This is a genomic window from Burkholderia stagnalis, assembly GCF_039848545.1.
GTDB classification, from domain to species: domain Bacteria; phylum Pseudomonadota; class Gammaproteobacteria; order Burkholderiales; family Burkholderiaceae; genus Burkholderia; species Burkholderia stagnalis.
Window position 1 is genome coordinate 967,128 of sequence record NZ_CP156686.1, and the last position, 21,141, is coordinate 988,268.

Consider the following 21,141-nt stretch of genomic DNA (forward strand, 5'->3'; position numbering starts at 1 on the left):
GCGCAAGGCCCGCGTCAATCGAGCGCCTTCCCCGCCTTCTCGTCCATGCACCGCAGCGCCAGCAGCGTCAGCACCCCGCAGCCGATCGCATACCACGCCGGCGCATTCGGATTGCCGGTCGCCGCGATCAGCCACGTGACGAAGAACTGCGCGAAGCCGCCGAAGATCGCGACGCCGATGCTGTACACGAGCGCGCCGCCCGTCGCCCGCACCGCGCGCGGGAACAGTTCGCCGAGCATCGCGCCGGTTGCGCCGATGTTGATCGCATGCACGACCGACAGCGCCGCGATGATCGACAGCAGCGACGCGGCGCCCGGCCAGCGGTTCAGCGCGATGAAGGCCGGGTAGATCGCGGCCATCAGCACGATGCGCGTCCACCAGACGATCCGGTTGCGCCCATGGACGTCCGACAGGTAGCCGCCGAGCGGCGTCGCGAGCATCAGGATCGCGCCCGCGACGCAGCCCGCCGTCATCGACAGCCAGCTCGGCAGGTGCAGCACCTGCACGCCGTAGATCGCCATGTAGAACACGATGATGTAGTGGATCGACGTGCCGCCGATCGTCACGCCGAGCCCCGCGAACACGGCCTTGCCGTGATGGCGCAGCACGTCGGCGAGCGGCAGCGACTGCACCTTCTCCCGCGGCGCGGGCGCCGCGGCCGGCACTTCCTCGACGGTGTGGCGCAGCCAGTAGCCGATCGGCACGAACAGCGTGCCGATCACGAACGGCACGCGCCAGCCCCAGCTTTCGAGCTGCGCGGCGCTCAGCGTCGACGTGAGCGCGACGCCGGTGAGCGCGCCCGCGAGCGCCGCGAGCCCCTGGCTCGAAAACTGGAACGATGCGTAGAAGCCGCGGCGGTGCTGCGGCGCCTGCTCCAGCAGCAGCGTGGTCGACGCGCCCACTTCGCCGCCCGACGCGAACCCCTGCAGCAGGCGCGCGAGCACGAGCAGCAGCGGGGCGGCGAGGCCGATCTGCGCGTAGGTTGGCGCGACCGCGATCGTCGCGGTGCCGAGCGCCATGATCAGCAGCGTCGCGATCATCGCGCGCTTGCGGCCGACGCGATCCGCATACATGCCGATCACGAGGCCGCCGAGCGGCCGCGTGACGAAGCCGACGCCGAAACTGGCGACCGCGAGCATCAGCTGGCCGAACGACGAATGCACCGGGAAGAACAGCTTGCCGATCAGGATCGCGAAGAAGCTGTAGACCGTGAAATCGTAGAACTCGAGCGCGTTGCCGACCGCGGCGGCGGCGATCAGGCGGCGCTTCTTCGCGGCGGCGCGCGCGTCGGCCGGCGCGCCGGCAAAAGGAAGGGCGGACGTTTCCATGGGATTCCCCGATGAACGCAAGCGTGGGTGGAGAAGAACCGTCAGGCCGCGAGCCAGGCTTCGGCCAGGCGGACCCAGTAGCTCGCGCCGATCGCGAGGATGTCGTCGTTGAAGTCGTAGCCGGGGTTGTGCACCATGCAGCCGCCCTTGCTGCCCGTGCCGTTGCCGATGAACGCGTAGCAGCCGGGGCGCGCTTCGAGCATGAACGCGAAATCCTCGCTGCCCATCAGCGGCGCGGCGTCGGCCTCGACGCGTGCCGCGCCGAGCATCTGGCGCGCGATGTCGGTGGCGAACGCGGTCGGCTCCGGATGATTGACGAGCACGGGGTAGCCGTAGTCGTACTGCACGTCGGCCGTCACGCCGAAGCTCTCGGCCTGGCCTTTCGCGAGCGCGTCGATGCGGCGCGCGAGCAGCTGGCGCACGTCGGCGCTCAGCGCGCGCACCGACAGCTTCATCACGACCGTCTCGGGGATGATGTTGAACGTCTCGCCGGCCTGCACGCTGCCGACCGTGATCACGGCGGCCTGCTGCGCATCGACCTCGCGCGCGACGATCGTCTGCAGCGCGACCATGATGCTGCCCGCCGCCGACATCGGGTCGCGCGCGAAATGCGGCATCGCGCCGTGGCCGCCGACGCCGCGCAGCGTGATCGTCACGCGGTCGGCGGAGGCCATCGCCGCGCCGGTGCGGAACGCCATGTCGCCGGCCGCGCGGCCCGGCATGTTGTGGATCGCGAAGATCGCGTCGCACGGGAAGCGGTCGAACAGGCCGTCGTCCATCATCGCCTTCGCGCCGCCGAAGTTCTCCTCGGCCGGCTGGAAGATCAGGTTCAGCGTGCCGGAGAACTTGCGCGTCGCCGCGAGATGGCGCGCCGCGCACAGCAGCATCGCGGTGTGGCCGTCGTGGCCGCACGCATGCATCTTGTTCGCATGGCGGCTCGCATACGGCAGGCCCGTGGCTTCCGCGAGCGGCAGCGCGTCCATGTCGGCGCGCAGGCCGATCGTGCGCGTGCCTTGCCCTTCGCGCAGCACGCCGACCACGCCCGTCTTGCCGAGGCCGCGGTGGACCTCGTAGCCCCAGCCGGCGAGCAGCTCGGCGACGAGATCGCTCGTCAGCGTTTCCTCGAACGCCAGTTCCGGGTGAGCGTGTATCCTGCGCCGCACCTCGATCAGCTCGGGGGCGATCGCGGCGATGCCGGGGATGACGGGATTCGCTGGCTGCATGGTGTCTCCGTGGGGGTGGTTGACGCGCTTATGACGTCGCAGCATATAAATTTCTTTCGCGCACCATAAGCTGATAAATTGCTTTGGTGCTCACCGCCGGTTGCCGCTAGGGAACACCCTGAGATCGTGCATGCGGAAGCGCATCCGGGTTTCCACGTATCACGCGCGTCGTCATGAAATACCATCAGTTGAAAGCGTTCGTCACCGTCGCGGAGGAGGGCAGCATCCGCGCGGCCGCGCGCCGCCTGAACGTGTCGCCGGCGGCGCTGACCAAGGCGGTCAAGGAGCTGGAGATCGCGCTCGGCGTTTCGCTCGTCGTGCGCACCGCGCGCGGCGTGCAGTTGACCGGCTTCGGCCAGCGGCTGCAGGTGCGCGCGCGGCTGATCGTCGCCGAGATGCAGCGTGCGCGCGACGACATCGAGCAGGCGCAGGGCGAGATGACGGGCTCCGTCGCGGCGGCCATCACGCCGGCCGCGGCGGTGACGATCCTGCCCGATGCGTTTCGCGCGTTCCGGCGGCGCTTTCCGGTCGCGCGGGTGAGTCTGATCGAAGGGTTCCCGGGCGTCGCGCTGCCGCGGCTGCACGACGGCTCGCTCGATTTCGCGGTCGCGGTGGTCGTGCCCGAACTGCTCGCGGCGGAGTTCGATCACGCGGAGCTCTATTCGAGCCGCTCGCTGATCGTCGCGCGCAAAGGGCATCCGCTCGCGGCGGCCACGTCGCTCGCCGATCTCGTCGATGCCGACTGGCTGATGAATCCGTCGCCGGAAAGCTCGACGCAGGTGCTGTTCAACTGCTTCGTCGCGCATGGCCTGCCGGTGCCCGCGCGGATCGTCGAGTGCCCGAGCTTCGGGCTCGCGCACAGCCTGATGACGGGGTCCGACCTGCTCGCGTCGATGCCGGAGCAACTGCTCAACGCCGACTGGGCGCGCGACCGGTTCGCGATACTGCCGATCCGCGAGCGGCTGCCGGCCGTGTCGGTGCAGGTGGTGACGCGCCGCGACAGCCCGCTCACGCCGGCCGCGGCGATGCTGCTCGACTGCCTGCGCGATTCCGCGCGGCGGCAAGGGCTGAGGTGAGCACGGAACTCCGCTGCCGTGAAGAAATTATCCAGTGATCCTGAGAAAATCGCGCCGGCAGCGCCCGGTTCCGGCGTGCCGGCGGCAAGCCGGTATCATATCGGCCGGCCGGCGATGCCTGCCGGTTTCCAACAACGTCCAATCTTTCGGCATCCAGCAATCAGAGGCAATACATGACCAGTGCAACCCAATTCGACAACGTGTCGGTCGTCAAGCGCGCCAACGTCTATTTCGACGGCAAGTGCGTCTCGCATACCGTGCTGTTCCCGGACGGCACGCGCAAGACGCTCGGCGTGATCCTGCCGTGCGCGCTCAACTTCGGCACGGACGCGCCCGAATTGATGGAAGTGCAGGGCGGCAAATGCCGCGTGAAGCTCGACGGCAGCACCGAATGGCAGACCTACGGCGCGGGCGAATCGTTCTCGGTGCCGGGCAAGAGCCGCTTCGACATCGAAGTGATCGAGACGCTCGACTACGTCTGCAGCTATCTGTAACGATGTAATGCGCGCGGCGAACGGCTGCGGCCATGCAATGAAAAAACCCCGCAAATGCGGGGTTTTTTCGTTGATGCATCGCGGACGGCGCAAGGCCGTCCACGCGTACACGTTACAGGCAGGCGCTGATCGCGCCCGCAGCGTCGGCGCTCGCGCCGCTGCCGGCACGGAAGCCGACCCAGGTCTTCGCACCTGCGGTGTTGGCCGGACGCACCATGGCGGCCGCGCCGTTCGGCGGTTGCTGGCCCGGCGCGTACACGTCGGTCGCGAGGCCGTTCGCGAGCACGTTCTGCGAGACGACCTGTTGCTGGGATTTGTCTGCCCAGGTCTTCGCGATGCATGCCGACACTTCCTCGGCGGGTTTCTGGCTTTGCCCCACGTTCTGCACGGCGGACGGGTCGGCCGCGTGCGCGGAAATGGCAACGGTCAGTGCGATGAGCGGTAAGTATTTCACGTTATCTCCCTCGGGTCGTGATTGATTGAGCGGGATGCGCAGCAGTACTGCGTAAGGTGAGAGTCCACCGTTCGGAGCGGGTTCCGGCGATTCCGAAACAAGATGTTAAGGCGCTTGCCAAACCGCGGATCCGGTGCTGCACAGCCTGCTGCACGGGACGACGCGTGCGTCGTCCGGTCGTCTCGCTGCCCGGGCGTGTGATGGGTGAAGGGTCGCAGCGTGCGGCATCCATGCGGATGCCGCGCCGCGACGCGTTATCGTGGACGAACTGAAGGAAGGCCCCGTCGCATGAGGCTCATGATGACAAACTTTCGCGCGTCGAACTGTCAAGCAACTTCAAATGCGCGTCGATGCGCGATTCAGCCGGTCTTGCGCGCGGCGCCGAGGCCGCGACGCGCATTCGCCGGCACGATCGGCCGGAAGCGCTCGCGCTTGTGTTCCTCGTCGAAGTGCTGGAGCGCCGGCTTGATCAGGTCGCTGCGCGACACGAGGCCTGTCATGCGCAGCGATTGCGCATCGTCGACGACAGGCAGCCGCTCGAGGCCGAGCACCGCGAGACGCGTCGCGACGAGGCGGCACGTTTCGTGCGTCAGCGCGATGGCGGGCGCGCGATCGGCCAGCACGCGCGCGACCGGCGTATCGGGCGAGAATGTCGCGCGCTGCGCGTCGAGCAGCGCGCGATCGACGACCCCGAGCAGGCGGCCGTCCTTCACGACCGGATACGCGCGGTGCGTTTGCCGCGCGCCGAAGAACGTCGCGTCGACTTCCGCGAGCGGGGTGTCCGCGTCGATCGTGACGATCGACGCGGCGCGCGTCATCACTTCGGCGACGTCGTGCCGCTCGAGCGGATCGACGCCGTATTCGCGATAGATGTGATAGCCGCGGCGCGCGATCTTCTCGGTCATGATCGAACGCTTCATCACGACGGTCGCGAAGCCGTGCGCGACCAGCGTCGCCGCGAGCAGCGGCAGCAGCGCGTTGGTGTCGTGCGTGAGGCCGAACGCGAACACGATCGCGGTGAGCGGCGCGCCGAGCGTCGCGCCAAGGGTCGCGGCCATGCAGACGAGCGGCCACAGGGCCGGGTCGCCGCCCGGCAGCACCGGCGACAGCACGGCGCCGAGCCCCGCGCCGAGCATCAGCAGCGGCGCGAGCACGCCGCCCGACGTGCCGGAGCCGAGCGCGATCACCCACATCACGGCCTTCACGACCAGCAGCGCGAGCGCGATCCGCAGCGCGATGTGCTGGTGCAGCAGGTCGCCGATCACGTCGTAGCCGACGCCGAGCGCGCGCGGTTCGAGCCAACCGCCGACGCCGATCGCGACCGCGCCGAGCGCGGGCCACCACATCCAGTGCACGGGCAGCTTCGCGAACGCGTCCTCGACGCGGTACAGCGCGGCCGACAGCCCGCACGCGAGCGCGCCCGACAGCAGGCCCGCGACCACGCACGACACGAGCGCGACCGGCGACGGCGCGGCGGTCGTCAGCGGAAACAGCGGCTCGACGCCGAACAACACCGCACGCGCGAAACCGGCGACCGCGCATGCGAGCGCGACCGGCAGGAAGCTGCGCGGGCGCCATTCGAACAGCAGCAGCTCGACCGCGAGCAGCACCGCGGCGACCGGCGTGCCGAACACGGCGGTCATGCCGGCCGCGGCGCCGGCGACGAGCAGCGTCTTGCGCTCGGCGGCGGTGACCTTCACGCACTGCGCGACCAGCGAGCCGAGCGCGCCGCCCGTCATGATGATCGGCCCCTCGGCACCGAACGGGCCGCCGCTGCCGATCACGACGCCCGACGACAGCGGTTTCAGGATCGCGACCTTCGGCGACATGCGGCTCTTGCCGAACAGGATCGCCTCGATCGCCTCGGGGATGCCGTGGCCGCGAATCTTCTCCGAGCCGAAGCGCGCCATCATCCCGACGATCAGCCCGCCGATCACCGGCACCACGATCACCCATGCGCCGAGCGTGTTGCCCGCGGGCGAGCGGTCGGCGAACGAGAACTGCTGGAAGAAGAACAGGTTCGTGAACAGGTGGATCAGGCTCAGCAGGACGAACGCCGCGAGCGTGCTCAGCACGCCGATGCAGGCGGCGAGCAGGGCGATCCTGGGCAGGCGGTCGTTGGTCGCGAAATCGCGTTTGTGCGGGGCGTTCATCGGCGTGGCGGGAGCAAGGGTCAGTAATCGAGTTGAGGCACCTGGAAGGCGCCCTTGAGCGACTTCAGTTCGGCGCGGTGCATCGCCGCGAGGCGCGCGAGCAGTGTTTCGCCGGCTTCTTCCAGATGCACCTCCACCTGGCGGCGGTCCATTTCGCTCGGCTTGCGCTTCACGAGGCCGAGCGCTTCGCAGCGCGTCACCAGCGCGACCACGCCGTGATGCTGCGCCTGCAGGCGTTCCGCGAGCTCGCCGATGGTCGCCCATTCGCGTTGCGGATAGCCCTTGACGTGCAGCAGCAGCAGGTATTGCAGCGGTGTCACGCCTTCGCTCTGCGCGGCGCGTTCGGAGAAGCGCTCGAAACGGCGCATCTGGTAGCGGAATTCGGACAACTGCTCGAAATCGGATTTGTGCAGCGCGCGTCGGGTTTGGGTCATCGTCGGCGGAAAGCGATTGTGGTAGCCGGGAAATATATCACGATGTGATATAAATGGGCGAGCTGCGGCGATAGGCGAAATACGACATATGAATCGCGTCGCCGCGGTGCCCGGCTACGCAGCCTCGAGCATCTGCGTCTGCTGGTAAAGCCCCGTGACGAGGTCGGTTTGCGTGACGATGCCGACGAGCCGGCGCGATGCGTCAACGACAGGAATGTGGTGGTGACCGGAATGCGCGAACAGCGGCACGAGCGCGGTCAGCGGCAGCGTGTGCGGCACCGACGCGACGTCGCGGCTCATCACGGTGCCGACGCTCGCAGGCCGGCCGCCGAACGATTGCGGCAGGCGCGCGGACAGCCGCTGCCACAGCGGCGCCGGGCGGCACGACGGGCGCGTCAGGTCGGCGCGGGTGACGATCCCGGCCAGGCGGTGGTCCGCATCGACGACGGGCAGCGCCTTCACGCGATGCCGGTCGAGCAGCGTGAGCGCGGCCGTCACCGACGTCGACGGCGCGACGCTCACCGCGCGCTTGGTCATCAGGTCTGCGCAGGTGAGCTGGCCGAACGTGCGCGCATACGCCTGCAGTTCGGTTTCGCGCAGCAGCGCTTCGAGATCGTCCGGCGCGACATCGAGCCATTCGCTGCGGCGCTTGAGCACCGCGTCGAGATCCTCGCGCGTGAAGCCGCCGTGCGCGGGTGCCGGCTTCGGACCGGCCTTCGGCTTCGCGTCGGGCCGCGCGCCGCCGTGCGGATAGCGGTGGCCGGTGAGCGCGTGGTAGGCGAGCGCCGCCGACAGCAGGATTGCCGATTGCAGCGCGATCGGCTCGAGCACGAAGCGGAAACCGAGCGCGTGGATGGCCGAGCCGCCGAGCACGGCCGTCAGCGCGACCGCACCCGACGGCGGGTGCACGCAGCGCAGCGCGAACATCCCGCCGATCGCGCCCGCGACGGCCAGCGCGGCGGCGGTGATCGGATCGGCGATCCATTGCGCGCACGCGACGCCGACGGTGGCCGCGACCAGGTTGCCGCCGATGATCGACCACGGCTGCGCGAGCGGGCTCGCGGGCACCGCGAACAGCAGCACCGCCGACGCGCCCATCGGCGCCACCAGCAGCGGCACGAGCCCCGGCACGCCGGGCAGCACCCGCATCGTCGCGCCGACCGTCGCGATGCCGACCAGCGCGCCGGCGCACGAGCGCAGGCGCTCGCGCCAGCCAAGAGTCAGCGGAAGCGGGGTGAAGCTGTGCAGCCACTGCCGCAAGGTGCGGCGCGACGGGGAGGAGCCGGACGACATGTAACGTATGAGGAAAAAGCGGTGAGGCGTGCGTCGAGGTGCGCGGAATTGTATCTCATTGTGATATAAATTGTCGCGCCGCAATGGCGCGACGCGCGCACGAAATCGGCATTCTTTCGTATTGCTTTCATCTGGCGGCACGGTGGCGCAACAGCGCAAAGTTGTTCGCGGCGGCGTACAATTCGGGCCACTGATTCCCCCGAACACCTGGACTACGCACGCGATGCCCGCTCTCCCGCCTTCTCTCCGGCATGGTGATCGCGTTGACGGGGTTCCCGGCCGTATCCCGTTGCCCACCTGACGCGAGCGCGGCCGACACTTCCTTATCTACTTTCCCCCAAGCCTATCCAATGGACATGCTCGAAAACATGCGCCTGTTCGTGCGCGTTGTCGAAGCCGGCAGTTTCACCGCGGTCGCCAAAGAAATCGACGCGACCACCGCGCAGGTGTCGCGCGCCGTCTCGAACCTCGAGGCGCACGTGCAGACGCGGCTGCTGCATCGCACGACGCGCCACCTCGGCCTCACCGAAAGCGGCCAGCGTTATTTCGAGCGCGCGAAATCGATCCTCGCGGAAATCGACTATGCGAACGCGGAGGCGCGCAACGCGCTGCTGCGGCCGTCGGGCAAGATGCGCATCCACGCGATGACGGGGCTCGGGCAGAGCCACGTCGTGTCGTCGATCGTCCGCTACCAGGAGGACAACCCGGACGTGTCGGTCGAGCTGACGCTCGCGCAGCGGATGCCGAATCTCGTCGAGGAGGGCTATGACGTGTCGATCGTCACCGCGTCGCAACTGCCGGATTCGGGCTACGTCGCGCAGACGTGCGGCACGAGCTGCAGCGTGCTGGTCGCGTCGCGCGACTACCTCGCGCGGCACGGCACGCCGCAGACGCCGGAAGACCTGCCGAAGCACACCTGCCTGAGGCTCGACACGCCGGCGTCGCCGGCCGGCGAATGGCGGCTCGAACACAAGGACGGCGACGAGCAGGTGCTCGAGCTGCCGCCCACGCCGTTCCAGGTCAACGTGCCGGACGCGCTGTGCGTGGCCGTGCGTGCCGGGCGCGGGATCGCGTGCGTCGCGCTGTATACGGTGCTCGACGATATCCGCGCAGGCCGCCTGATCCGCGTGCTGCCCGAATATCGGCTGCAGACGCTGAGTGTCTACGCGGTGTACGCGACGCGCCGCTATCTCGATGCGAAGATCCGCACTTTCCTCGAGCACTTGCGCACGACGCTTACGCCGGCGCTGGAAAACGACCTGCGCGAGCTGGACCGGCTGACCGTCGCGCACACCGAGTCGGGCCGCCAGCGCGCGTGACAATCTGTCGGCGGGGTCGTGTTCAGGCCGCTGGCGGATGTCGACGTCGCGGCCGAGCTGTATCTCGCGTGGCGCACGGACAACGACAATCCGGCGCTGCCGCGTTTCAATGCGATGGTCGAGCGTTTTCTCGCGGAGCATGCGGCAGGCGGAGTGGTGTGAGGCGGTGCTGTTGCACGATCCGCTCGGCCCGGCCGACTGATCGTTGGCATGACGGTATGCGACAAGACATATAACGAGGGCGCAGATTGATCCGGATGCTTTACCTGATTCCCGCCGCGATCGCGGCGTGGGTGGTTGCGTCGCGCTACGGCGCGCTGGCCGGCGGCGCAGCGGCGGTGGTGGCGCTGATCGCACCGGCCGTCATCCTGTCGAGGCTGGCGAACCGCGACGCGCACGACCAGCCGGTTCCCGCTGGCGACGCGGCGCATGTCAGGAGACTGGCTGTTCCCGGGGCCGCTCGCGCCCTGTTCGACGAGCTCCGGCGTGAAATCGAACGATACGTGGAGGTCGACGCGGGAACTGACGGCTCGACTGTGGCGATGGTGTCTGCCGGTGCGGCGATGACGGGTGACGACGACGCGCTCTTCGTGTTTCGCTCGCACGATCGCGCGTGGTCCGGGTTTCGTTGTGGCGGCGACAGCTTCCGGTTTCGCCACGGCGCGATTCTTACCGTGGGAATCTTCGCGATCGATTCGGTCAGGGCGCCTAGTGCCGGGTCGTGCCAGGGGGTGCTGTGGTTCGATGTGAAGCCGCGGAACATGCCCGCCGAGATCAACGAGCCATACATGAAGCGCGCATTTTTCGCGCTCGGGCCGGATTGCGGCGACAGCCTGGAGCCGATGCGCGAGTGGGCGCGCGTACTCGAGGAGATCGCGACGGCGCTCGATGCGAAGTTCGACGTCGCCGTCTATTCGGACGTGTAGTGGGCGGCGCGTTTCGAAGCGTCGGCCGCGTGCGGCAATGCCGTTTTTTCAATGCGACATTCGACGGCGCATGGTCGAGTGGAATAACGTCTTTCCGAACATGCCCAGCCCGTTGCTGCCTTCGTCACCATTCCTGGCGCGGATCCGCGCTGCTCGACGCTGGCGAAGGGCTCGCATGCGACGCCCGTGCCGGCGATCCGGGCGGGCTCACCTGACGGGGCAGGCAGCTTTCAGTCGGGCGGCCTGTTCGCGTGCGCCGCGCAGCGGGAGCCGCCTGAGATTGCCTTCGACGTCGATCCGAAGCGCCCCGTCGCCTTCGAACAGGCGATAGAACCGCGCCCGATCCTTGATCTCGCCGACTGCGTACATGTCGAGGTCCGACAGCGCGAGCGTGGCGCGGCCGGTGACGCGCGCGCTGTTCGACGCGAATGTCATGCGCACGCGCTGGCCGTCCCGCAGATCGGCGGCGCTCACCAGTACCGAGGCCCGGAGCCGGCCGGCTTCGCAGACCACGTAGAGCGCATTGCCGTCGGTGTCCCGGTCGCCATAGTCCAGCAGCGAGCCGTCGAAATGCCAGCCCGACGCACCATCGTCGGGCGCGCCGGCCGGCTGCGCGTGGCTCGCGGGCGCCGGCAGCGACAGCAGGATGCCGATCAGCCAGGCCGATGCGGCGTGGCGCGCGGCATGCTTGCGCACACCGCGCCGCGCGCCGGGCATCGCGCCGGCCATCAGTGCGTGACCGACAGGAACAGATATGCGGCGAACAGCGACAGGTGCACGACGCCGTGCAGCACGGTCGTGCGCCCGGCGCTGAGCGTCAGCGTGCTGACGAGCAGCGTCAGCGACAGCAGCACGGTTTCCATCGCGCCGATGCCGAGCGTGAGCGGCTGGCCGATCCAGATGAACACCGCGGCAACTGTCGGAATGGTCAGCCCGATGCTCGCGAGCGCCGAGCCGAGCGCGAGGTTCATGCTGGTCTGCAGGCGGTTCGCGCGTGCCGCGGTGACGGCCGCGAGCCCTTCGGGCAGCAGCACGAGCGCGGCGATCACGATGCCGACCGCGGCCTCGGGCGCGCCGAGCGTCAGCACCGCGTGCTCGACCGCCGGCGACAGCAGCTTCGCGAGCAGCACGACGGCAACGAGGCTCGCGAACAGCAGCAGAAGGCTGATCACCGCGGTGCGGTTGCTCGGCGGCGCCGCGTGCACGGATTCGTTCGCGCTGTCGTGCGCGGCGAGGAAGTAGTCGCGGTGGCGCACGGTCTGCACGAACACGAACACGCCGTACAGCACCAGCGACGACACGCCGGCGAATGCGAGCTGCGAATTCGAGAACTGCGGGCCCGGCGCGGCGCTCAGGTAGTTCGGCATCACGAGCGACAGCACCGACAGCGACGCGAGCACCGCGAGCGCCTTGCTCGCGCCGCGCCCGTGGAAATCCTGCTCGCCGTGCTTCCACGCGCCGACGAGCAGGCAGATGCCGACGATGCCGTTGCAGATGATCATCACCGCGGCGAACACCGTATCGCGCGCGAGGCCGGATTTCTCGGGGCCCGCGCCGAGCATCACCGACACGATCAGCGCGACTTCGATGACGGTCACGGCGACCGCGAGCACGAGCGTGCCGAACGGTTCGCCGACGCGGTGCGCGACGACTTCCGCATGGTGGACGGCGGCGAACACGGCGCCCGCGAGCGCGGCCGCGAACACCGCGATGACGAGACCTTCGGCTGGTACGACGCGCGACAGCGCGAGCACCAGCCAGGCGGCAAGCGGGGCCCAGAGGGTCCAGCGCGGGAGCTGGTTGGACGAGAGCGGCATGGTGGGTTTTCCTTATTCGAGTGGCGGCGCGCGACGCGCCGTCACGGGTTGGACGAAGCCCGGCCGGGAAATCCGCCGAACGATGACGATGGCACTGAAAGACGGCGGCGCCGACAGGCGCTGCCCGGGTTCGCCGCGTCGAGGAGGCGCGTGGCGCGGGCGGGCTGATGCCCGTCGCAGGGCGAACCGGTTCGATGCGGCTGGCTGCTGGAAGCGGGGCCGGATCGCCGCCGGGCATGGCCGGCGGCTCGGGTCCGGCCCCGAAAGGGCGGCCGGCGATGCGCGGCAATGGCGGCGTGGCACGCGGTTTCTCCCTGAAATCCGGCGGTTTGCGGGATTTTATCAGGTGGATGCGGGCCGCTATCCTGAAATCGAACCCTTACGTTGACCTTTCGGTTTGGAAAAGGTGCCCGATATTTTTCATTTTCTTGTCGTTACGGTTTCGGTAACGGTCTTTTGCGCGACGAATTCGGGCTCGCCCTGACATAAAGCTACCGACCGGTCGGTTTATAATCGCCGACATTCCCACTTCCTTGACGGATCGCAAGCGATGGCTGTTTCCTCTGCACAATCGGTGTACTCGGGCGCGCTGGCGCCGGCGGCGGTCGTCGGCGTGATCGGCGCGGGCGCGATGGGCGCGGGCATCGCGCAGGTGGCGGCGGCGGCCGGCCACACGGTGCTGCTGTACGACCTGAACGAGGCGGCCTGCGACAAGGCGCTCGCCGGCATCCGCGCGCAGTTCGCGCGGCTCGCGGAAAAGGGCCGGCTCGACCCGGCGCAGGCGGATGCCGCGGCGAACCGGCTGAGCGCGGTGCGCGCGCTGGACGCGCTTGCGCCGGCCGCGCTGATCGTCGAGGCGGCGGCCGAGCGGCTCGATGTGAAGCGCGAGATCTTCGCGACGCTCGAACGCCATGTCGACGATGCGTGCCTGCTCGCGACCAACACGTCGTCGATCTCGATCACGTCGATCGCGGCAGGCCTGCGCGTGCCGCAGCGCGTGGCCGGGCTGCATTTCTTCAACCCGGCGCCGCTGATGGCGCTCGTCGAGGTGGTCAGCGGGCTCGCGACCGCGCCCGAGGTCGCGCAGGTGCTGTACGACACCGCCGCCGCGTGGGGCAAGCGGCCGGTGATGGCGAAGTCGACGCCGGGCTTCATCGTCAACCGCGTCGCGCGGCCGTATTACGCCGAAGCGCTGCGCGTGCTGAACGAGCAGGGCGGCGCGCCCGCGTCGATCGACGCGGTGATGCGCGAAGCGGGCGGGTTCCGGATGGGGCCGTTCGAGCTGATGGACCTGATCGGTCACGACGTGAACTTCGCGGTGACCGAGTCGGTGTTCCGCGCGTACTTCAACGACCCGCGCTTCACGCCGTCGCTGATCCAGCAGGAGCTCGTCAATGCGGGCTTCCTCGGCCGCAAGTCCGGCCGCGGTTTCTATTCGTACGCGGACGGCGCGGCGCCGCCGGCACCGGACGTCGAGCCGCCGCGCGACGCGCCGGGCGCCGTCACGCTGTTCGCGCAGGCCGGCCCGGCCGCCGCGCTGCATGCGCGCTTCGTCGAGCGCATTGCCGGCGCGCGGCAGGCGCTCGCGCATCCCGACGACCTGCTCGCGACAGCCGGCCGCGCATCGATCGCGCTGACCGACGGCCGCACCGCGACTGGGCGCGCCGCGCAAACGGGCACGGCCGATCTCGTGCTGGTCGACCTCGCGCGCGATTACGCGCAGGCCGGGCTCGTCGCGCTCACCCGCGCGCTCCAGTGCAGCGACGCGGCCTATGCGGACGCGGTCGGCCTGTTCCAGCAGGCCGGCTATCGCGTGATCGGCCTTGCGGACGTGCCGGGCATGGTCGTGATGCGCACCGTCGCGATGCTCGCGAACGAAGCGGCCGACACGGTGAACCAGGGCGTGTGCTCGCCCGCCGACCTCGATCTCGCGATGGAAAAGGGCGTCAACTATCCGTGCGGCCCGCTCGCCTGGGCGGACGCAATCGGCGTCGCGCGCGTGCATCGCGTGCTGTCGCACCTGGCCGCGAGCTACGGCGAGGACCGCTACCGCGTGTCGCCGCGCATCGCGGCGCTGCACGCGGCCGGCCGCGGGTTCCACGCTTAGCGGCGCGCCGCCCCGAACACGATAACGACATCACTCTCCATTGGAGGAGCCCCCGATGAACACCCCGACGCACCCGATGGCCGCGCTCGACCCGATCGAGACCGCCAGCCGCGACGAACTCCAGGCGTTGCAGCTCGAGCGGCTCAAGTGGTCGCTGCGCCACGCGTACGACAACGTCCCGCACTACCGCCGCACGTTCGACGCGGCGGGCGTGCATCCGGACGACCTGAAGACGCTCGCCGATCTCGCGAAATTCCCGTTCGCGACGAAGACCGACTTCCGCGACAACTACCCGTTCGGGCTGTTCGCGGTGCCGCGCGAGCAGGTGGTGCGCGTGCACGCGTCGAGCGGCACGACCGGCAAGCCGACCGTGGTCGGCTACACGGCGCGCGACATCGACACCTGGGCGAACCTGATCGCGCGCTCGATCCGCGCGGCGGGCGGGCGCCCGGGCGACACGCTGCACAACGCGTTCGGCTACGGGCTGTTCACGGGCGGGCTCGGCATCCACTACGGCGCGGAGCGGCTCGGCTGCATGGTCGTGCCGATGTCGGGCGGGCAGACCGAGAAGCAGGTGCAGCTGATCCGCGATTTCGAGCCGAAGATCATCCTCGTCACGCCGTCGTACATGCTGAACCTGATCGACGAGATGGTGCGGCAGGGGATGGACCCGGCCGAATCGTCGCTGAAGATCGGCATTTTCGGCGCGGAGCCGTGGACGCAGGCGCTGCGCGAGGAAGTGCAGACGCGCGCCGGCATCGACGCGCTCGACATCTACGGGCTGTCCGAGGTGATGGGCCCGGGCGTCGCGTGCGAGTGCATCGAGACCAAGGACGGCCCGGTGGTGTGGGAAGACCATTTCTACCCGGAGATCATCGACCCCGTGACGGGCGAGGTGCTGCCGGACGGCAGCGAAGGCGAACTGGTGTTCACGTCGCTGACGAAGGAGGCGATGCCGGTGATCCGCTACCGCACGCGCGACCTCACCGCGCTGCTGCCGCCCACGGCGCGCGCGATGCGCCGCCTCGCGAAGATCACCGGCCGCTCCGACGACATGCTGATCATCCGCGGCGTGAACGTGTTCCCGAGCCAGATCGAGGAGCTCGTCGTCGCGCTGCCGGCGCTGTCCGGCCAGTACCAGCTGACGATCTCGCGCGACGGCCACATGGACCGGCTCGACCTCGCGGTCGAGCTGCGCTCGGAGGCCGCGAACGTGGCGGACGGCGATCGCCGCGCGATCGCGCGCGAGCTGCAGCACCGGATCAAGACAATGGTCGGCGTGTCCGCCGGCGTGACGGTGCTGCCGGCCGGCGGCATTCCGGCGACCGCGACCGGCAAGGCCCGGCGCGTGATCGACCGGCGCCATGCCGCATGACGCCCGATACCCGCAAAAACGAGGAACCCCGCTTGAAGATCGATGAACTGAAGACCCTGACCGTGGCCGTCGATGCGCGCGGCATCGCGACCGTCGCGCTGGCGCGCGGCGACGTGCTCAACGCGTTCGACGAAACGATGATCGCCGAACTCACCGACACGTTCACCGTGCTCGGCGCGCGCGACGACGTGCGCGCAATCGTGCTGCTCTCGGACGGCCGCGCGTTCTGCGCGGGCGCCGATCTGCAATGGATGCAGCGCGCGAGCGCGAACGACGCGGCCGCGAACCTGCGCGACGCGGAACGCTTCGCGGCGATGATGCGCGCGATCCGGCAGTGCCCGAAACCGACGGTCGCGCGCGTGCAGGGCCACGCGTTCGGCGGCGGCGTGGGCCTGTGCGCCGCGTGCGACATCGTGATCGCGAGCGAGCATGCGCGCTTCGCCGTCAGCGAGGCGCGCTTCGGCATCCTGCCGGCCGTGATCGGCCCGTATCTGGTCGAGGCGGTGGGCCAGCGCCAGGCGCGCCGGCTCGCGCTGACCGCGACCCAGCTCACCGCGCGCGAGGCGGTCGAGATCGGGCTGATTCATCAGGCGGTGCCGCTCGACGCGCTCGACGACGCGCTCGGCAAGACGCTCGCGGAGCTGGGCCGCAACGGCTCGAACGCGCTGATGGAGATCAAGCGCTTCTTCGACGCGATCGGCGAGTATCCGCCGTCCGATGCGCGCGCGACGTTCACCGCGCAGACGATCTCGCGCGTGCGCGCGACGGCCGAGGCGAAGGAGGGCTTCGCGGCGTTCTTCGCGAAGCGGCCGCCGGCCTGGGAGGCCGGCGACGCGTAAGCTGCGCCGGGCGGCGCGGGCGGGCGTGTCGTCCGTCCCGCCCGTCCCGCAAACGGAAAGGCTTGCTCTACAATGCGTGACCCCCGGCACGCCCGCCGGTTATGCCTTGACCGTTCCCTGCCCGATGATCGTCAACCGCCTTATCTCCGAGATCCTGTTCGGCTTCACCGGCCTGATGGGCATCATCAATCCGATCGGCATCGCGTTCCTGTTCCTCGAACGCACCGAATCGCTGACCGAGCACGAGCGCGACATGCTCGCGAAGAAGGTCGCGTTCAACTCGTTCATCGTGTTGATGGTCGCGTTCTTCGCCGGCACGCCGGTGCTGCATTTCTTCGGGATCTCGATGGAAGCGCTGCGCATCGGCGGCGGCTTCGCGGTGGCCGTGTCGGGCTGGCGGATGCTGAACGAGCCGGACGTGCCGGGCGGCGGCGACACGCCCGTCAAGCCGATCGACGCGAACGCGATCATGACGCGCGCATTCTTCCCGCTGACCATGCCGCTGACGACCGGCCCCGGCTCGATCGCGACCGCGATCGCGCTGAACGCGAACCGCACGCACAAGCTGTCGGAATTCATGCTGTCGAGCATCGTGTCGCTGGCCGTGTCCGCGCTCGTCGCGGTGGTGATCTGGCAGACCTACAGCCGCTCCGCGTTCCTCGCGCGCTATCTCGGCACCGAAGGCACCAAGGTTGCGATGCGCGTGTCCGCGTTCCTGCTGCTGTGCATCGGCGTGCAGATCATGCTGACCGGCTTCTCCGAATTCCTGCAGCCGATCGCCGACCAGATCAAGTAAGCCCGCCATCGGCCGCGCATCAGCGCGCGGCAGCCAGCATCGGGTAGGTGAACAGGCCGAAGTGGATTGCGTTCAGCCCGGCGTGCGCGAGCGCGGCCGCGAACAGGCCGCCGCGGCGGAACGCGAGGCCGTAGCCGACGCCGGCCACCGTGCCGAGCACGATCCACGGCCAGCCGCCCGCCGCGTGCGCGGCGCCGAACAGCACCGCGGCCACCGCGAGCGCCGCCCACGGCCCCCACGCGAACCCCGCCAGCACCCGCGTCAGCCCGCCCTGCACGTAGCCGCGAAACAGCGCCTCCTCGGCGAGCGTCACGAGCAGCAGGTTGTTCGCGAGCCACAGCCAGCCGGCCGCCGGCCACTTCGGCGCCCAGCCGACCATGCCGAATGCGGTGGCGCCGGCGAGGCACGCCGCGGACGTCGCGAGCGCGGCGACGACGCCCGTGCGCCACGCGCGCGACAGCGCGATGCGCGGATGAACCCACGGCAGCACCCACAGCAGCCACAGGCCGACGAGCGGCTTGTCGAGATTCAGGTACATCGTGAACGGCGCGGCGTCGGGCGTGAAGCGGGTCGGCTCGATCACGCGCGGGTTATGGAAGCCGGGGAGCAGGTGCAGGCTCAGCGCGACCGCGACGGCGATGAATACGACATGCGCGGCGACGCGCACCGCGGGCGGGCGCGCCGCGGACACGCCCCACGCGGCCAGCGCGAGCACCGCAAACGGCACCAGCGCGAGCGGCGCGAGCTGGCCGAGCGCGAGCGCGCCGGCATAGCCGACGGCCGCGAGCACCAGGCTGGCCATGCGCAGCGGGCGGCACCAGGCGAGCGCCGCGGCGGCGAACAGGGCGATCCAGGTCGCGATGAACGGGAGGGTCGTAACGGACATGAGCGGCGTATTGATCAGACAAGACGCCGCGCATCATACAGGACCGTCAGGTTCGGCCGCAGAATGGGGCGGGCCGGCGCATGCGCGCCGCGCGGCCGTCAGCGGCCGGCGGTTTCGGTGAAACCGTCGCGGTTCGGGATGTCGACGCTGCTGCGCTCGCGGATGCGCCGCCGGTACCAGAACGTCCAGACCAGCAGGCCGCCGAACACCGCATAGCCGGTGATCGGCGAAACGACCAGCACGCGCTCGACGGGCCAGTTCACCACCATCCAGCAGCGGAACAGCATTTCCAGGCTCATCCCGGCGCCCCAGACGAACGTCATCAGGCGCAGCGTCTGCCGCAGCACGGGCTGCTCGTCCCACGCGGATTCGAAGCGCGCGGCGCCGCCCGCCATGCCGCGGGCCACGGTGGCGCGCGTGAGATAGAAGATCAGCGGACGTTCGCGCACGAGCGACAGCAGGAACACGATGCCGATCGCGCCGGACGCGAGCGATTCGCGCATCAGCAGCGCGCGCGGGCTGCCGCCGAGCGCCATCGCGACGATCGACAGCGCGATGCCGAACAGCACGACGGCGCTCACCGCGTCGACGCGGCGCGTGCGGATGAATTCGACGATGGACCAGACGACCGGCGGAATCGCCGACGCGTACAGCGCGCCGACTTCGCCGACGTACGGATGGGCGATCCGGTACGCGACCCACGGCAGCAGCAGGTTGACGACGAGTTCGAGGAGCAGGCCGGCGCGCGGTTTCACGGGAGGTTCCATGAGACGGGTTCGGAAACTCGAATCAGATGCGATCGAGTATATCGGCATTCAATCGCCGCTTGCACGGGGCGGGAACCCGGATACGACCGACCATCCGTGCGCATCGCGCGCGAGCTCGACCGTCGACAGCGGCGCGACGTCCGCGCGCCACGCCGATTCCGGCGCAGCGCACGCCGCGTGCGCAAGCGCCGCGCGGATCACCGCGGCCGATGCGATCGCAACGACGTTGCCGGCCGGCAGCCGGTCGAGCCACGCGGCGACCCGGTGCCGCACCGCGTCGAACGATTCGCCGCCGTGCGGCGACGCGGCCGGATCGGTCAGCCACGCGTGGAGCTGCGCGGGCGCGTCGTGCGCGATGTCGGCGAGACGCCGGCCGCGCCACGCGCCGTAGTCGCAGTCGGCCAGCGCCGGCTCGATGGCCGCCGGCAGCGCCAGCGCGGCGGCGGTTTGCCGTGCGCAGCGTGCCGGGCCGCATAGCGCAGTCGCGCCGGGCGGATATTGCAACTGCGGCAACCGCGCGCGTGCATCGGCGACCTGCGCGAGTGCGTGCGCGTCCAGCGCGTCGTCGTCGGGGAACGTGCCCGTGCGCATGGCCTGCGTCGCGGCATGGGCGATCAGCAGCACCTGCGTACGCTGCGGCGACGGCGTGCGGCGCGACGCTTTCTGATCCGGAACGTTCACGCGTACAATCCCCCCGTTGCGAAGTGCGGAAGCCGGTGTGAATCCGGCGCGGTCGCGCCACTGTAATCGGTCGCCAACGTTTCCGAAAGCCAGACCTGCCTTCGTCGCCACTGTCATTCTTCAACCGTTCGTCGGGGCGCGCTTTCCCCCCTGGAGGTTTCATCATGAGCGACGCAGTTCTCAAGCCGGTTGTCGCACCGGCGCCCATTCCCGTCCGGGAACTCCTGCCGTGGGCCGTGTTCGGCGGCCTGCTCCTGTTGCTGGCGCTGTACTTCGTCGGCGCCGAAGAGGGCGCGACGTCGCTGATTCCCGGCATGTTCGTCCACGAGTTCGTTCACGACGGCCGCCATCTGCTCGGCTTTCCTTGCCACTGACAGGGGGCGTTCATGGTCGGAAAGCTGTTGGTACGCGGCATGCTCGCGGGCATTGCCGCGGGTCTGCTCACGTTCGGTTTCGCCAGGGTGGCCGGGGAGCCGCACGTCAGCCAGGCGATCGCGTTCGAAGAGAAGCATGGCGAAGCCCATTCGCACGGCGACGAGCCGGAAGCCGAACTCGTCAGCCGTGACACGCAGGCCGGCGTCGGCCTGCTGACCGCCGTCGTCACGTACGGGGCCGCGTTCGGCGGGCTGTTCGCACTGACGTTCGCGTATGCGTACGGGCGGGTCGGGAAGCTCGGCGCGCGGGCGTTGTCCGCATGGCTCGCGCTGGCCGCGTTCGTCGCGCTGGTCGTCGTGCCGAACCTCAAATACCCGGCCAATCCGCCGGCGGTCGGCGATCCGGAAACGATCGGCGTGCGCACGGGGCTGTTCTTCCTGATGATCGCGATCTCGATTGCCGCGATGGTGTTCTCGCTCGGCGTGCGCCGCCAGCTGGCCGCGCGCGTCGGCGAATGGAACGCGTCGATCGGCGGCGGGCTCGTGTTCGTCGTGCTGATCGCGCTCGTGCAGTTCGCGCTGCCGGACTTCAACGAAGTGCCCGACGGGTTCCCGGCCGCGTTGCTGTGGAAATTCCGCGTGGCCGCGATCGGCATGCAGGCCGTGATGTGGACGACGATCGGCCTGCTGTTCGGCGCGCTCGCCGAGCGCAGCGGGCTGGTCGGCTCGCGCGCGTAACGCGCCGCGCGATTGCGGCGGCGCGCCGGGGCCGGCGATGGGCGGCCGGCCCCGGCGCGCA

22 protein-coding genes, 1 pseudogene and 1 riboswitch are annotated in these 21,141 nt (G+C 69.5%); of the genes and pseudogenes, 12 read left to right on the forward strand and 11 right to left on the reverse strand.

Annotated features, from left to right (window positions below; genetic code table 11):
* Positions 1–14: 14 nt before the first annotated feature.
* Both ABFO07_RS21140 and ABFO07_RS21145 read right to left on the reverse strand, forming a co-directional pair.
* On the reverse strand, positions 15–1,328 hold the full coding sequence (locus ABFO07_RS21140; RefSeq protein WP_059565674.1) for an MFS transporter: 1,314 nt from the start codon (positions 1,326–1,328) through the stop codon (positions 15–17).
* Between the two features lie 41 nt (positions 1,329–1,369).
* Positions 1,370–2,551, reverse strand: a complete 1,182-nt coding sequence (locus tag ABFO07_RS21145; protein ID WP_059883858.1) for a M20 aminoacylase family protein — start codon at positions 2,549–2,551, stop codon at positions 1,370–1,372.
* A gap of 173 nt (positions 2,552–2,724) precedes the next feature.
* Between ABFO07_RS21145 and ABFO07_RS21150 the strand changes: the two genes are divergently transcribed.
* Both ABFO07_RS21150 and ABFO07_RS21155 read left to right on the forward strand, forming a co-directional pair.
* Positions 2,725–3,627: a LysR substrate-binding domain-containing protein gene (locus ABFO07_RS21150; protein ID WP_059565676.1), complete on the forward strand. Its 903-nt coding sequence runs from the start codon at positions 2,725–2,727 to the stop codon at positions 3,625–3,627.
* Positions 3,628–3,800: 173 nt separating this feature from the next.
* Positions 3,801–4,121, forward strand: coding sequence for a pyrimidine/purine nucleoside phosphorylase (locus ABFO07_RS21155; RefSeq protein WP_347469514.1), 321 nt, complete (start codon positions 3,801–3,803; stop codon positions 4,119–4,121).
* Positions 4,122–4,233: 112 nt separating this feature from the next.
* Here ABFO07_RS21155 and ABFO07_RS21160 read toward each other — a convergent pair whose 3' ends face one another.
* The 4 genes from ABFO07_RS21160 to ABFO07_RS21175 form a co-directional block, all read right to left on the reverse strand.
* Positions 4,234–4,575: a hypothetical protein gene (locus ABFO07_RS21160; RefSeq protein ID WP_059565678.1), complete on the reverse strand. Its 342-nt coding sequence runs from the start codon at positions 4,573–4,575 to the stop codon at positions 4,234–4,236.
* 359 nt (positions 4,576–4,934) lie between these two features.
* The gene (locus ABFO07_RS21165) at positions 4,935–6,728 is read right to left on the reverse strand and encodes a chloride channel protein (RefSeq protein ID WP_347469515.1); all 1,794 of its coding nucleotides are present in this window, start codon (positions 6,726–6,728) and stop codon (positions 4,935–4,937) included.
* 20 nt (positions 6,729–6,748) lie between these two features.
* Entirely contained in the window at positions 6,749–7,162 is a 414-nt protein-coding gene (locus ABFO07_RS21170) for a MarR family winged helix-turn-helix transcriptional regulator (RefSeq protein WP_059565680.1), read from the reverse strand.
* Positions 7,163–7,276: 114 nt separating this feature from the next.
* Positions 7,277–8,455: an HPP family protein gene (locus ABFO07_RS21175; protein WP_347469516.1), complete on the reverse strand. Its 1,179-nt coding sequence runs from the start codon at positions 8,453–8,455 to the stop codon at positions 7,277–7,279.
* Between the two features lie 350 nt (positions 8,456–8,805).
* On the opposite strand from ABFO07_RS21175, the gene ABFO07_RS21180 reads away from it, so the two are divergent.
* The 3 genes and pseudogenes from ABFO07_RS21180 (at position 8,806) to ABFO07_RS21190 (ending at position 10,700) form a co-directional block, all read left to right on the forward strand.
* A complete protein-coding gene (locus ABFO07_RS21180; protein ID WP_059565682.1) occupies positions 8,806–9,774 on the forward strand; it encodes a LysR family transcriptional regulator in 969 nt (322 codons plus the stop codon).
* Between the two features lie 6 nt (positions 9,775–9,780).
* Positions 9,781–9,936 (forward strand): annotated as a pseudogene (locus ABFO07_RS21185) (LysR family transcriptional regulator); the annotation flags it as partial.
* A gap of 95 nt (positions 9,937–10,031) precedes the next feature.
* Positions 10,032–10,700, forward strand: a complete 669-nt coding sequence (locus tag ABFO07_RS21190; protein ID WP_347469517.1) for a hypothetical protein — start codon at positions 10,032–10,034, stop codon at positions 10,698–10,700.
* 207 nt (positions 10,701–10,907) lie between these two features.
* Here the strand turns inward: ABFO07_RS21190 and ABFO07_RS21195 are convergent, their stop codons facing one another.
* Both ABFO07_RS21195 and ABFO07_RS21200 read right to left on the reverse strand, forming a co-directional pair.
* Positions 10,908–11,429, reverse strand: coding sequence for a hypothetical protein (locus tag ABFO07_RS21195; protein WP_230948460.1), 522 nt, complete (start codon positions 11,427–11,429; stop codon positions 10,908–10,910).
* The gene (locus tag ABFO07_RS21200; protein ID WP_059565684.1) at positions 11,429–12,517 is read right to left on the reverse strand and encodes a calcium:proton antiporter; all 1,089 of its coding nucleotides are present in this window, start codon (positions 12,515–12,517) and stop codon (positions 11,429–11,431) included. The genes ABFO07_RS21195 and ABFO07_RS21200 overlap by 1 nt, the downstream gene beginning before the upstream one ends.
* Here ABFO07_RS21200 and ABFO07_RS21205 point away from each other — a divergent pair.
* From ABFO07_RS21205 to ABFO07_RS21225, 5 genes are all read left to right on the forward strand, one after another.
* Positions 12,516–12,905, forward strand: coding sequence for a hypothetical protein (locus ABFO07_RS21205; RefSeq protein WP_124517861.1), 390 nt, complete (start codon positions 12,516–12,518; stop codon positions 12,903–12,905). The two genes, ABFO07_RS21200 and ABFO07_RS21205, sit on opposite strands and share 2 nt — an antisense overlap.
* A gap of 162 nt (positions 12,906–13,067) precedes the next feature.
* A complete protein-coding gene (locus ABFO07_RS21210) occupies positions 13,068–14,624 on the forward strand; it encodes a 3-hydroxyacyl-CoA dehydrogenase (protein ID WP_059810319.1) in 1,557 nt (518 codons plus the stop codon).
* 55 nt (positions 14,625–14,679) lie between these two features.
* Entirely contained in the window at positions 14,680–15,999 is a 1,320-nt protein-coding gene (gene paaK, locus ABFO07_RS21215) for a phenylacetate--CoA ligase PaaK (protein WP_060350429.1), read from the forward strand.
* 38 nt (positions 16,000–16,037) lie between these two features.
* Positions 16,038–16,838 carry an enoyl-CoA hydratase-related protein gene (locus ABFO07_RS21220; protein WP_347469669.1) on the forward strand — a complete coding sequence of 267 codons (801 nt, stop codon included), beginning with the start codon at positions 16,038–16,040 and terminating at the stop codon, positions 16,836–16,838.
* 124 nt (positions 16,839–16,962) lie between these two features.
* Complete coding sequence (locus ABFO07_RS21225; RefSeq protein WP_059565687.1) at positions 16,963–17,634, forward strand: MarC family protein; 672 nt, start codon at positions 16,963–16,965, stop codon at positions 17,632–17,634.
* A gap of 19 nt (positions 17,635–17,653) precedes the next feature.
* Here the strand turns inward: ABFO07_RS21225 and ABFO07_RS21230 are convergent, their stop codons facing one another.
* The 3 genes from ABFO07_RS21230 to ABFO07_RS21240 all read right to left on the reverse strand — a co-directional run bounded on the left by ABFO07_RS21230 (position 17,654) and on the right by ABFO07_RS21240 (position 19,968).
* A complete protein-coding gene (locus ABFO07_RS21230) occupies positions 17,654–18,520 on the reverse strand; it encodes a CPBP family intramembrane glutamic endopeptidase (RefSeq protein ID WP_059986864.1) in 867 nt (288 codons plus the stop codon).
* Positions 18,521–18,618: 98 nt separating this feature from the next.
* Positions 18,619–19,275, reverse strand: a complete 657-nt coding sequence (locus ABFO07_RS21235; protein WP_059889366.1) for a VC0807 family protein — start codon at positions 19,273–19,275, stop codon at positions 18,619–18,621.
* 60 nt (positions 19,276–19,335) lie between these two features.
* Positions 19,336–19,968, reverse strand: a complete 633-nt coding sequence (locus ABFO07_RS21240) for a histidine phosphatase family protein (protein ID WP_155629003.1) — start codon at positions 19,966–19,968, stop codon at positions 19,336–19,338.
* Positions 19,944–20,085, forward strand: a riboswitch (cobalamin riboswitch). Its footprint overlaps the gene before it by 25 nt.
* A 47-nt stretch (positions 20,086–20,132) precedes the next feature.
* Here ABFO07_RS21240 and ABFO07_RS21245 point away from each other — a divergent pair.
* Positions 20,133–20,342, forward strand: a complete 210-nt coding sequence (locus tag ABFO07_RS21245) for a CbtB domain-containing protein (RefSeq protein WP_017329174.1) — start codon at positions 20,133–20,135, stop codon at positions 20,340–20,342.
* A gap of 12 nt (positions 20,343–20,354) precedes the next feature.
* Complete coding sequence (locus ABFO07_RS21250) at positions 20,355–21,080, forward strand: CbtA family protein (protein ID WP_059889343.1); 726 nt, start codon at positions 20,355–20,357, stop codon at positions 21,078–21,080.
* The last annotated feature ends 61 nt before the right edge of the window (positions 21,081–21,141 follow it).

Bases quoted from the DNA above. Each gene is read 5' to 3' on its own strand.
- ABFO07_RS21155 (WP_347469514.1), top strand. From the start codon at position 3,801: ATGACCAGTGCAACCCAATTCGACAACGTGTCGGTCGTCAAGCGCGCC.
- ABFO07_RS21165 (WP_347469515.1), bottom strand. From the start codon at position 6,728: ATGAACGCCCCGCACAAACGCGATTTCGCGACCAACGACCGCCTGCCC.
- ABFO07_RS21245 (WP_017329174.1), top strand. From the start codon at position 20,133: ATGAGCGACGCAGTTCTCAAGCCGGTTGTCGCACCGGCGCCCATTCCC.
- ABFO07_RS21190 (WP_347469517.1), top strand. From the start codon at position 10,032: ATGCTTTACCTGATTCCCGCCGCGATCGCGGCGTGGGTGGTTGCGTCG.
- ABFO07_RS21200 (WP_059565684.1), bottom strand. From the start codon at position 12,517: ATGCCGCTCTCGTCCAACCAGCTCCCGCGCTGGACCCTCTGGGCCCCG.
- ABFO07_RS21150 (WP_059565676.1), top strand. From the start codon at position 2,725: ATGAAATACCATCAGTTGAAAGCGTTCGTCACCGTCGCGGAGGAGGGC.
- paaK (WP_060350429.1), top strand. From the start codon at position 14,680: ATGAACACCCCGACGCACCCGATGGCCGCGCTCGACCCGATCGAGACC.
- ABFO07_RS21205 (WP_124517861.1), top strand. From the start codon at position 12,516: ATGGTGGGTTTTCCTTATTCGAGTGGCGGCGCGCGACGCGCCGTCACG.
- ABFO07_RS21145 (WP_059883858.1), bottom strand. From the start codon at position 2,551: ATGCAGCCAGCGAATCCCGTCATCCCCGGCATCGCCGCGATCGCCCCC.
- ABFO07_RS21210 (WP_059810319.1), top strand. From the start codon at position 13,068: ATGGCTGTTTCCTCTGCACAATCGGTGTACTCGGGCGCGCTGGCGCCG.
- ABFO07_RS21170 (WP_059565680.1), bottom strand. From the start codon at position 7,162: ATGACCCAAACCCGACGCGCGCTGCACAAATCCGATTTCGAGCAGTTG.
- ABFO07_RS21180 (WP_059565682.1), top strand. From the start codon at position 8,806: ATGGACATGCTCGAAAACATGCGCCTGTTCGTGCGCGTTGTCGAAGCC.
- ABFO07_RS21175 (WP_347469516.1), bottom strand. From the start codon at position 8,455: ATGTCGTCCGGCTCCTCCCCGTCGCGCCGCACCTTGCGGCAGTGGCTG.
- ABFO07_RS21250 (WP_059889343.1), top strand. From the start codon at position 20,355: ATGGTCGGAAAGCTGTTGGTACGCGGCATGCTCGCGGGCATTGCCGCG.
- ABFO07_RS21230 (WP_059986864.1), bottom strand. From the start codon at position 18,520: ATGTCCGTTACGACCCTCCCGTTCATCGCGACCTGGATCGCCCTGTTC.
- ABFO07_RS21195 (WP_230948460.1), bottom strand. From the start codon at position 11,429: ATGGCCGGCGCGATGCCCGGCGCGCGGCGCGGTGTGCGCAAGCATGCC.
- ABFO07_RS21225 (WP_059565687.1), top strand. From the start codon at position 16,963: ATGATCGTCAACCGCCTTATCTCCGAGATCCTGTTCGGCTTCACCGGC.
- ABFO07_RS21140 (WP_059565674.1), bottom strand. From the start codon at position 1,328: ATGGAAACGTCCGCCCTTCCTTTTGCCGGCGCGCCGGCCGACGCGCGC.